The sequence below is a fragment of the Saccharopolyspora sp. 7B genome, assembly GCF_020177435.1.
Taxonomy (GTDB): Bacteria; Actinomycetota; Actinomycetes; order Mycobacteriales; family Pseudonocardiaceae; genus Saccharopolyspora_C; species Saccharopolyspora_C gregorii.
In genome coordinates this window covers 9,041-17,880 of sequence record NZ_JAIUKC010000193.1, presented here as the reverse complement: position 1 = coordinate 17,880, position 8,840 = coordinate 9,041, and the positions used below count along the sequence as shown (strand labels likewise).

The 8,840-nt window shown below is 72.5% G+C and carries 10 protein-coding genes; 4 read left to right on the top strand and 6 right to left on the bottom strand.

The genetic code is table 11. The annotated features are described in order from the left end of the window. Window positions 1-99 precede the first annotated feature (99 nt). From LCD33_RS25430 to LCD33_RS25405, 6 genes are all read right to left on the bottom strand, one after another. Complete coding sequence (locus LCD33_RS25430) at window positions 100-1,590, bottom strand: aldehyde dehydrogenase (RefSeq protein ID WP_224957597.1); 1,491 nt, start codon at window positions 1,588-1,590, stop codon at window positions 100-102. Between the two features lies 1 nt (window position 1,591). Further along, window positions 1,592-2,329, bottom strand: coding sequence for an alpha/beta fold hydrolase (locus LCD33_RS25425; RefSeq protein ID WP_224957598.1), 738 nt, complete (start codon window positions 2,327-2,329; stop codon window positions 1,592-1,594). Beyond that, window positions 2,326-2,877: an amino acid synthesis family protein gene (locus tag LCD33_RS25420; RefSeq protein ID WP_224957600.1), complete on the bottom strand. Its 552-nt coding sequence runs from the start codon at window positions 2,875-2,877 to the stop codon at window positions 2,326-2,328. Before LCD33_RS25420 ends, LCD33_RS25425 begins: the two co-directional genes overlap by 4 nt. Continuing rightward, window positions 2,874-3,476, bottom strand: coding sequence for an amino acid synthesis family protein (locus LCD33_RS25415; protein WP_224957602.1), 603 nt, complete (start codon window positions 3,474-3,476; stop codon window positions 2,874-2,876). Before LCD33_RS25415 ends, LCD33_RS25420 begins: the two co-directional genes overlap by 4 nt. Then, window positions 3,473-4,603, bottom strand: coding sequence for an LLM class flavin-dependent oxidoreductase (locus LCD33_RS25410; RefSeq protein WP_224957604.1), 1,131 nt, complete (start codon window positions 4,601-4,603; stop codon window positions 3,473-3,475). The genes LCD33_RS25415 and LCD33_RS25410 overlap by 4 nt, the downstream gene beginning before the upstream one ends. Before the next feature lie 165 nt (window positions 4,604-4,768). After that, window positions 4,769-5,401 carry a GntR family transcriptional regulator gene (locus LCD33_RS25405; protein ID WP_308011329.1) on the bottom strand — a complete coding sequence of 211 codons (633 nt, stop codon included), beginning with the start codon at window positions 5,399-5,401 and terminating at the stop codon, window positions 4,769-4,771. A gap of 255 nt (window positions 5,402-5,656) precedes the next feature. Between LCD33_RS25405 and LCD33_RS25400 the strand changes: the two genes are divergently transcribed. The 4 genes from LCD33_RS25400 (at window position 5,657) to LCD33_RS25385 (ending at window position 8,717) form a co-directional block, all read left to right on the top strand. Continuing rightward, on the top strand, window positions 5,657-6,235 hold the full coding sequence (locus LCD33_RS25400; RefSeq protein ID WP_224957606.1) for a hypothetical protein: 579 nt from the start codon (window positions 5,657-5,659) through the stop codon (window positions 6,233-6,235). Between the two features lie 28 nt (window positions 6,236-6,263). Continuing rightward, on the top strand, window positions 6,264-6,704 hold the full coding sequence (locus tag LCD33_RS25395) for an ester cyclase (RefSeq protein WP_224957607.1): 441 nt from the start codon (window positions 6,264-6,266) through the stop codon (window positions 6,702-6,704). Beyond that, window positions 6,701-7,210 carry a flavin reductase family protein gene (locus tag LCD33_RS25390; protein WP_224957608.1) on the top strand — a complete coding sequence of 170 codons (510 nt, stop codon included), beginning with the start codon at window positions 6,701-6,703 and terminating at the stop codon, window positions 7,208-7,210. The genes LCD33_RS25395 and LCD33_RS25390 overlap by 4 nt, the downstream gene beginning before the upstream one ends. A gap of 79 nt (window positions 7,211-7,289) precedes the next feature. Further along, entirely contained in the window at window positions 7,290-8,717 is a 1,428-nt protein-coding gene (locus LCD33_RS25385) for a cytosine permease (RefSeq protein ID WP_224957609.1), read from the top strand. Window positions 8,718-8,840 lie beyond the last annotated feature (123 nt).

Genomic DNA, 8,840 nt, shown 5'->3' with positions numbered 1-8,840 from the left:
CCCGCCCCCCCCCCCCCCCCCGCGGGGGGGGGGGGGGGGCGGGGCCCCCCCCGCCCCGCCGCCCCCCCCGCCCCGGGGGGGGCCCCCCCGGCGGAACCGTCAGGAACCCAGCACGAACGGGTCCCGCGCCGGGCTCTCGTCGGTGTTGATCCAGACGCTCTTGAGCCTGGTGTACTCGCGCAGCACCTCGGTGCCGTGCTCGATGCCGACCCCGCTCTGCTTGAACCCGGAGCGCGGCGACATCGGCGACATCGCGCGGTAGGTGTTCACCCACACCGTCCCGGCCTCCAGCACCGAGGCGAGCCGGTGCGCCCGCGCCAGGTCCCGCGTCCACACCCCGGCGGCCAGCCCGTAGGTGGTGTCGTTGGCCAGCGCCACCACCTCGTCCTCGGTGTCGAACGGCATCACCGTGAGCACCGGGCCGAAGATCTCCTCCTGGCAGACCCGCATCCCGTTGTCGGTGTCCACGAACACGGTGGGGGAGTAGAAGTAGCCGTCCAGGCCCACGTCCGGCCGCTCGCCGCCGGTCAGCACCCGGCCGCCCTCCTCGCGGCCGATCCGCACGTACTCCTCGATCTTGTCCCGCTGGTCGCCGAACGCGACCGGGCCGAGCTCGGTCTCCGGCTCCAGCGGGTCGCCGATCTTGATGGTGGCGGCGCGGGCCGCGACCTTCTCCAGCACCTCGTCGTAGACGCCGCGCTGCAGGAAGACCCGGCTGCCCGCGATGCAGGTCTGCCCGGCGGCGGCGAAGATCCCGGCGACGATGCCCATCGCGGCGCTGTCGGTGTCGGCGTCGTCGAAGACGATGTTCGGCGACTTGCCGCCCAGCTCCAGCGTCACCGGCACGAACCGGGAACCGCAGGCGGCGGAGATCCGCGAACCGGTCGCGGTGCTGCCGGTGAAGCTGAGCTTCGCGACCTGCGGGTGCTCCACCAGCGCGTTCCCGGCGTCCGCGCCGAATCCGGTGACCACGTTGACCACGCCCGGCGGGAAACCGGCCTGCTCGAACAGCGGCACCAGCTTCAGCACCGACGCCGAGGTGTGCTCGGACGGCTTGATCACCACGGTGTTGCCCGCGGCCAGCGCCGGCGCGATCTTCGCGGTGGTCAGCATCAGCGGCGAGTTCCACGGGGTGATCGCCCCGACCACGCCCACCGGCTCGCGCTGGGTGTAGTTGAGCAGCTTGGTGCTGTTCGCGGGGATGACCTCGCCGTGGATCTTGTCGGCGTAGCCGGCGTAGTAGTAGAAGTACTCTGGGATCCCGGCCAGCTGGGACCGCATCTCGCGCAGCAGCTTGCCGTTGTCCAGGGTCTCGGTGCGGGCCAGGTCCTCGGCGTTCTCGGTGATGAGGTCGCCGAGCCTGCGCAGCAACCGCCCGCGCGCGGTCTGGGACAGGTCGCGCCAGGACGGCGCCTCGAACGCCGCCCGCGCGGCGCGCACCGCGCGGTCCACGTCCGCCTCGGTGCCGCGCGCCGCCTCGTACCAGGGCTGCGCGGTGGTCGGGTTGGTGCTGGCGAAGTAGCCGCCTTCGGCCGGGGCGACCCACTCGCCTGCGATGTAGTGCTCGTAGCGGGGGAGTTCGGTGCTCATCTCAACGCTCCACGGTCGTGCGGGTGAGGTGCGTGCGGATCTCGGCGACCAGTCGGTCCGGCCGTTCCAGCGGCAGCAGGTGCCGGGCGCCGGGGACGACGACGGCGTGCGCCTCCGGGATGGTCGCGGCCAAGTGCTCGGTCATCGCGGGCGTCGAACCGGGGTCCTCGGCACCGGTGATCGCCAGCGTCGGTGCCGTGATCCCCGGCAGCAGCGGGGCCAGTTCGCGGTCCGCCGTCGCGAAGATCCGGTAGCAGGCCAGGTAGTCGTCGAGGTCGTTGCCCAGCAGGGTGGTGCGCAGCCGGTCGGCCAGTTCCGGTTCGCGCGCCTGCCAGTCCGGGCTCATCCACCGCTGCACGGCGGCCTCCGCGGTCCCGGCGAAGTCCTGCGCCACGCCGCGCAGCCGGTCGCCGACCGCGGCCGACTGCTCCGGGCTGCGGGCGGCCACCGAGCTCACCAGCACCAGCGACCGCACCAGCTCCGGGTGGCGCACCGCGAGGCACTGCGCCACCAGCGCGCCGAGCGAGAACCCGACCAGGTGGGCGGGACCGCTCAGCCGCCGCGCCACCGCCGCGGCGAGGTCGTCGAGCTCCGCGTCCGGCTCGACGGCCCCGCCCGCGCCGTGGCCCGGCAGGTCCGGGGCCAGCACCGGGTTGTCCCGGGCCAGCTCCGGCGCGCACCGGTCCCACATGCGGTGGTCCAGGCCGACGCCGTGCAGCAGGACCAGCTGGTCGGTCATCGCTCGCTCGACAGCGGGGCGAGCCGCGCCTGCGGGCGGCCCTGCGCCGCCGCGGCCAGGCCGACCACGATCTCGTCGGCGCGCGGTGCGTCGGCCAGCCGCACCTCGATGCTCTGGTGGTGCGAGCGGATCGTCGCGTCGGTGATGTGCTTGAGCGGGATGTCGAAGGTGGTGCCGGCCGCCGCGCGCTTCTCCACCGCGGGCAGCAGCGTGGTGGCGCTCGCGGCCTGCCGGAAGTGGTCGCCGAACTTCAAGGTGTGGATCAGCGCCGACCCGTGCTCGACCTCGCCGTCCAGCCCGACGATCGCGGCCTTGCCGTAGGCCTCGATCGGCTCGCCCAGCGCCTCCACCACGCGGGGTGCGAGCAGGGCGCCCAGCGGGGACGCGAACTCCTCGATGCCGGGCGCGAGGTCCGCCACGAACCCCTCGCCGGCCCACGGGTTCTGCAGCACCGCCAGCACCACCGCGGTGCGCGCCCGCGGGTCCACCGGGCGGCCGCCTTCGGTGAGCACGTCCTCGGTGTAGCTCACGATCTTGCGGATGTTCATCGGTCCTCCAGGTCTGCCAGCCGCACCACCGGATCCGTCTTGCGGTCGCCGATGCGGGCGTTGGGGCGCGGTCCGGTCGACGCGGCCGCGATGACGACGATCTCGTCGTCGGCGGGCGCGTCCGGGATGCGCACCGGGATGGTCTGGTAGTGCGAGCGGGTGGCCGCGTCGGTCTTGTGCCAGATCGGCACGGTCAGCGTGGTCCCGGCGGGCCCGCGCTCGTCGGAGAACACGATGACCGCGGTGCCGCCCGCCAGTTCCCGCAGCACGTTGCCGAAGTACGGGGTGTGGATCAGCGCCGCGCCGTGCTCGATCTCGCCGTCCAGGCCGACGATGGCGGCCTTGCCGAACGCGGTGATCTCGGCCTCGCCGCCGTTCGCCGTGGTCAGCGCCGCGGTGAGCTCGTCGTGCAGGGTGCGGGCGAGGCCGGGCGCGATCCGCTCCACCTCCGCGGAGAGGTCCGCGACGTGGCCGCGGCCCGCCCACGGGTTCGGGATCACCGCGGCCGCGGCGGCGCGGTGCGCGGTGGACTCCACCGGGGAGCCCAGCTCGCGCAGCACGGTCTCCGTCGTGGTGACGACCTTGCGCGGCCCGCTCACGAGCCGGAGCCCTGGAAGCGCGGCATGACCTTCTCGGTGAACAGTTCGAGGCTGCGCATCGCGTGCTCGTGGCGCAGGCCGGGGTGCGTGGTCCACAGCAGCAGGTGCTCCAGGTTCAGCTCCTCCTGCAGCTCCTCGATCTTGCCCGCCACGTGCTCCGGGGTGCCGACGAGCAGGTTGCGCTGCTCCAGGAACTCGAAGGACAGCTCGTGGGCGTCGGTGAGCTCCTCACCGGCCTCCATCAGGTTGCCCAGCCCGCGCCAGTGGGTGATCCACTTGTAGGAGGTCAGCAGCGCCTCCTCGAACTGGGCGCGGGCCTGCTCCATGGTGTCGGCGACGAACACGTCGCGGACCAGGCCGATGCCCTCGCCCAGCGCCAGGTCCCGGCCCGCCGCCTGCGCGGAGTCCTTGTACAGCTGGAAGCGGTCCTTGAGCGCCGAGATCGGCGGCAGCCAGAACAGCCCCTGCACGCCCTGCTGGGCGGCGGTCTGGATGGACCGCGGGCTGTCGATCACCTGCCACAGCGGCGGGTGCGGGCGCTGGTAGGGGCGCGGGGTGACGGCGAGCTTGGTGATCACGCCGTCCTCGGTGAACTCCGGGGTGGCGGGCGAGAGCGGGTGCTCCCAGCGCACGCCGGGGGCCGGGAAGGTGTAGAAGCGCCCGTCGTGCGAGAAGAACTCGTTCGACCACGCCTTCTGCAGGATCTCCACGGTCTCGTCGAACAGCGCCCGGTTCTGCTCCTGGTCGCGCGGGTCGGCGAGCGTGTTGAGGTTCAGCGCCTCCCGCCCGTAGAGCCCGCGGCCCAGGCCGACCTCGACGCGGCCGCCGGAGAGCTGGTCGAGCTGCGCGATGTCCTCGGCCAGCCGCAGCGGGTGCCAGAACGTGGCGATGTTCGCGGCCTGCCCGATGCGGATGTTCTCGGTGCGGGCGGCGATGTCCGCGCCCATCAGCACCGGGTTCGCGATCAGCTCGTAGCCCTCGTGGCCGAAGTGGTGCTCGGTGTACCAGATGGACCAGAACCCGGCCTGGTCCGCGTACCGCGCGAACTCCCGGGTCTCGTTCATGACCTGGTCGTACTCGCCGAACCGCCCGGGTGCGCCGAGGTTGTGGAAGATGGAGAAACGCATGTCTGCCTCCACGTCGAGGAGAGGGATCCGCACCGGACGGTGCGCGGGTGCCGCGGAGACCGGACGGGCGCGGGGATCGCGCCGCCGGGCGGGCGTGCTCGGGGGACCACCGCCGGGAGAGCTCCCCGCGGTGGCCGGTCTTCTCTTGCCGGGGCCGAAGCCGGATCACTCCGGGGCGGGCTGCTCCCGGTGGGTCATGGCCTCGCGCTCGCTGCACCGGACGTGGTCGCGCATGGCCTGCTCGGCGCCGAACGCGTCCTTGTCCACGATCCGCTTGAACACCTCGTGGTGCTCGTGCAGCGAGGCGCCCAGCCGCCCCGGGTGGCGCAACGTGTTCATCACGACCCGGTGGTAGGCGAGCTGGTTCATCAGCATCTGGTAGTGCTCGGCGAGCCTGCTGTTGTCCGCGCCCTGGATGACCAGGCCGTGGAAGTCGTGCACCAGCTGGGCGTAGCGCTCCACGTCGCCGTCGGCGACGGCGCGTTCGGACTCGGCGAGGTTGTCGCGCAGCAGATCGACCTCCGCGACGCGGCCCCGCTGCGCCAGCAGCTGCACGCCGAGCCCCTCCAGTACCGCCTTCAGCTGGAACAGCTCGCCGAGCTCGCGCCGGGACGGTTCGCGCACGAAGCTGCCGACCCGGGGGACGACCTCGACCAGACCTTCGGTCTGGAGCTGCTGGAGGGCTTCCCTGATGGGAGTCCGGCTCGTGCCGTAGGTCTCGGCGAGGGTGCCCTCCGACAGCAGCGCACCGGGCTGGTGCTCGCCGCGGATGATCGCCTCGCGCAAACCGTCCAGCACTCGGGCCCGAGCGCCCCGGGCTTGCATACTAGCGGCCCGTGTTCCGGTCTCTTGCATGGCAGGCACGCTAGCCAGACCGTGCTGGGCAGGTCAATGGGAACCCGTGATTTTTTCGCGGTACCGCCTGGTGATCGATGATCTGGCCAGTGGATCCCAGGTGGATTCTTGACAGTGACCTGGTCCACTCGTAGCGTCCCGCTGACATACAAGCAGGCTCGGTCGGACGGGCACTCGATCCGGACGGGGGACGAAGCGTTGGTCGATGCGGCGGAACCCGGAACCGGTGACCTGGCCAGGGCGGTGGACGTGCTGGCCGCGGAACTGGAACTGCTCACCGGCCACCGGCCGGTGCGGCGGCGACTCGTTCCCGGCCAGGCCCACGTGCACCGGATCGCGCTGACCTGGTGCGGCCGCCGGGACGAACCGGAGGTCTGCCTCCAGGTCCTCGCCCACCCGGCCGCCACCGGCACCGACCCCGGCTGGCTGCCCGCGGAAGCGGGTGCGCTGGCCGAATCGGTCGACATCAAGGCCCGCGCCGAGCGGTTCAAGGACCGCGACACCGGGATCGCGGCCTGGACCGGGCGGACCGGGCCGGGCTACCACCTCGTGCTGCTCGACACCGCGGGCGACCGGACCCGCGCCGAGCTGGACGGCAGGTGCGCGGCGCTGGAGGCCGGGTACCTCGACGGCGCCGGCTGGATGCGCTTGTACACCGACGGAAGGTTCGGCGAGGGAACGTTCACCCGAGTCGTGGAGCGCGTGCGCAACGACGTGCGCAGCCGCCTGGGCATCCCCGGCGGGCGCGCGCCGAACAGGAACCAGGGCCTGTGCTGACCCTGGACGGGCATCGAAGGAGTGACACATGGCCGCAGGACAGGACTCGCCGCGCAAGCAGCGGATCCGCGCAGCGTGGACCGCGTGCTGGGACCGCGGGGACGTCGACGCGCTCGACGAGCTGCTGGCCCCGGGCTACGCGCGGACCTCGGCGTCCGACGGCGCGGTGCAGGACCGCGCAGGCTTCAAGGAATCCATCCTGACCACCAGGGAGGCGTTCCCCGACCTCACCACCGAGGTGGAGGAACTGGTGGAGGAGGGCGACCGGGTGGTGATCCGCTGGCGCAGCCGCGGCACTCACACCGAGACCTTCCTGGACGTGCCGCCCACCGGCCGCGCCGTCGAGGTCGTCGGCGTCACCTTCGCCACCTTCGACGGCGACCGGGTGACCGCGGAATGGGTCACCTGGGACCCGCGCCAGCTGCTGCGGGCGCTGGGCATCATCTCGATCGGGGAGGGAAACCGATGAGCACGCGGACCGAGCAGGCCGTCGACCCCGCCGCGGTGCGCGAGGTGCACCGCCGCTTCGTCACCGGCGTCACCGTGGTGACCGCGATGGACGGCGAAGTGCCGCGCGGGCTCGCCGTGAACGCGTTCTGCAGCGTCTCGCTGGAACCGCCGATGGTGATGGTCTGCGTGCAGACCACCTCCAGCACCTACCCGGCGCTGGTGCGCGCGAGCCACCTCGGCATCAACATCCTCGCCGCCGACCAGCTGCCCGTCGCGGGAGTCTTCGCCTCCAAGAACACCGACAAGTTCGCCGAGGTCGACTGGTCGCCCGGCCCGCACGGTTCGCCGCTGCTGACCGGCTCGGCGGCCGCCGTCGAAGTGGAGATCGGGGAACGGCTGCGCGCCGCCACCCACACCGTGTTCGTCGGCCGCATCGTGCAGGCCGAGCACCGCGACGTCGATCCGCTGGTGTACCGGGCCGGGAAGTTCTTCGCGCCCGCCGACATGACCCCGCTCAGCCCCTGAACCCGATCCCCGCCTGCGAGGCCGACCCCGGTCCCGCCTCGCACGCCGAGCCGTTCCGGCTCTCAGCACTGGAGAGACCATGACGCACGAGTCAGCGCCGACTCCGCAGCCCGCGTACGGCGAATCGGTGACGACGGTCGAGCCGTTCGGCGTCGACCACATCCCCGATTCCGAACGCCACGGCAAGCCGAGTTCCCAGTTCTTCGTCTGGTTCGCGGCGAACCTCAACTTCCCGATCATGATGCTCGGGTTCAACGCCATCGCCCTCGGGCTCAGCTTCACCGCCGCCGTCACCGCGGTCGCCGCCGGTGCCCTCGCCGGGTCGCTGCTGATGGCGACCATGTCCCGGATGGGCGTGCGGCTCGGCGTGCCGCAGCAGATCCAGGCCCGCGGCCCGCTCGGGTTCCTCGGCAACTTCATCCCGGTCGCCTACATCAACGTCTTCGCCGGGGTCGGCTGGGCATCGGTGACGGTGATCCTCGGTGGCAAGGCCATCGCCGAGCTGCTGCCGGTGCCGTTCTGGGTGGGGTCGCTGCTGCTGACGCTGGTGCAGCTGGTGGTGGCGATCTACGGATACAACATGATCCACTACCTGGAGCGGATCCTGGCGTTCGTGCTGCTCGCCCTGTTCCTGCTCATCACCGTGGTCGCGCTGGCGCGCGGCGCCGGCACGTTCCACGCCGACGCCACCGCCGACGGCTACATCGGCGGCTGGGGCGGGTGGATCACCTTCGCCGGCGCCTTCTTCGCGTTCCTGGTGGCCTGGTCGCCGTTCGCCTCCGACTACTCCCGCTACCTGCCGGACACCAAGCGCAGCGGGAAGCTGACCGCGCTGTTCACCGGGCTCGGCACGTTCATCACCGTGTTCTGGCTGGGCGTGGTGGGCGCGCTGCTGGGCAACAGCGCCACCACCAGCGACTCGATCGCGGCGCTGCACCAGCTCACCGGGCCGTTCGCGGTGCCCGCGCTGGCCGCGGTGATCCTCTCGGCGCTGTCGCAGAACTTCCTCAACGTCTACGGCGGGGCGATCTCGCTGCAGACGCTGCGGGTGCCGCTGACCCGGCCGCAGGGCGTGGCGCTGATCTGCGTGCTCGGCTTCCTGATCAGCCTGTGGGGCGAGACGGGGATCGAGGCGAAGTTCGAGGTCTTCCTGAGCCTGACCGCGTACTTCATCGCGCCGTTCGCCACGGTGCTGCTGCTGGACTACTACGTGGGCGGGCGTTCGGACCGCAGCCGCATCGGCGAGCTCTACGACCGGAGCCGCGTCGTGGGCTGGGGCTTCGTGGCCTGGGCGGCCGGGGTGCTGCTGTCGGTGCCGTTCTGGCACTCGGCGCTCTACACCGGGCCGATCGCCGCGGCGCACCCGGAGTGGGGTTCGCTCGGCAACTACGTCGCCGCCGCGGTGGCCGCGATCGTGTACCTGGCCACCCGCCGGTTGCCGTACCTGTGGGTGCGGGGTTCGGCGCGGCGCAGCGGTGACGAGGTTCCGGCGACGTCGAAGTCCTGACGCCCCGCGGGGCGCGAACCCGGGCCCGGGGGGGGGGGGGGCGCGCGCCGCGGGGGGGGGGGGGGGGCCCCGGGCCCGGGGGGGGGGGCGCGGGGCGGGGGGGGGGGGGGGGGGGCCCGCGCG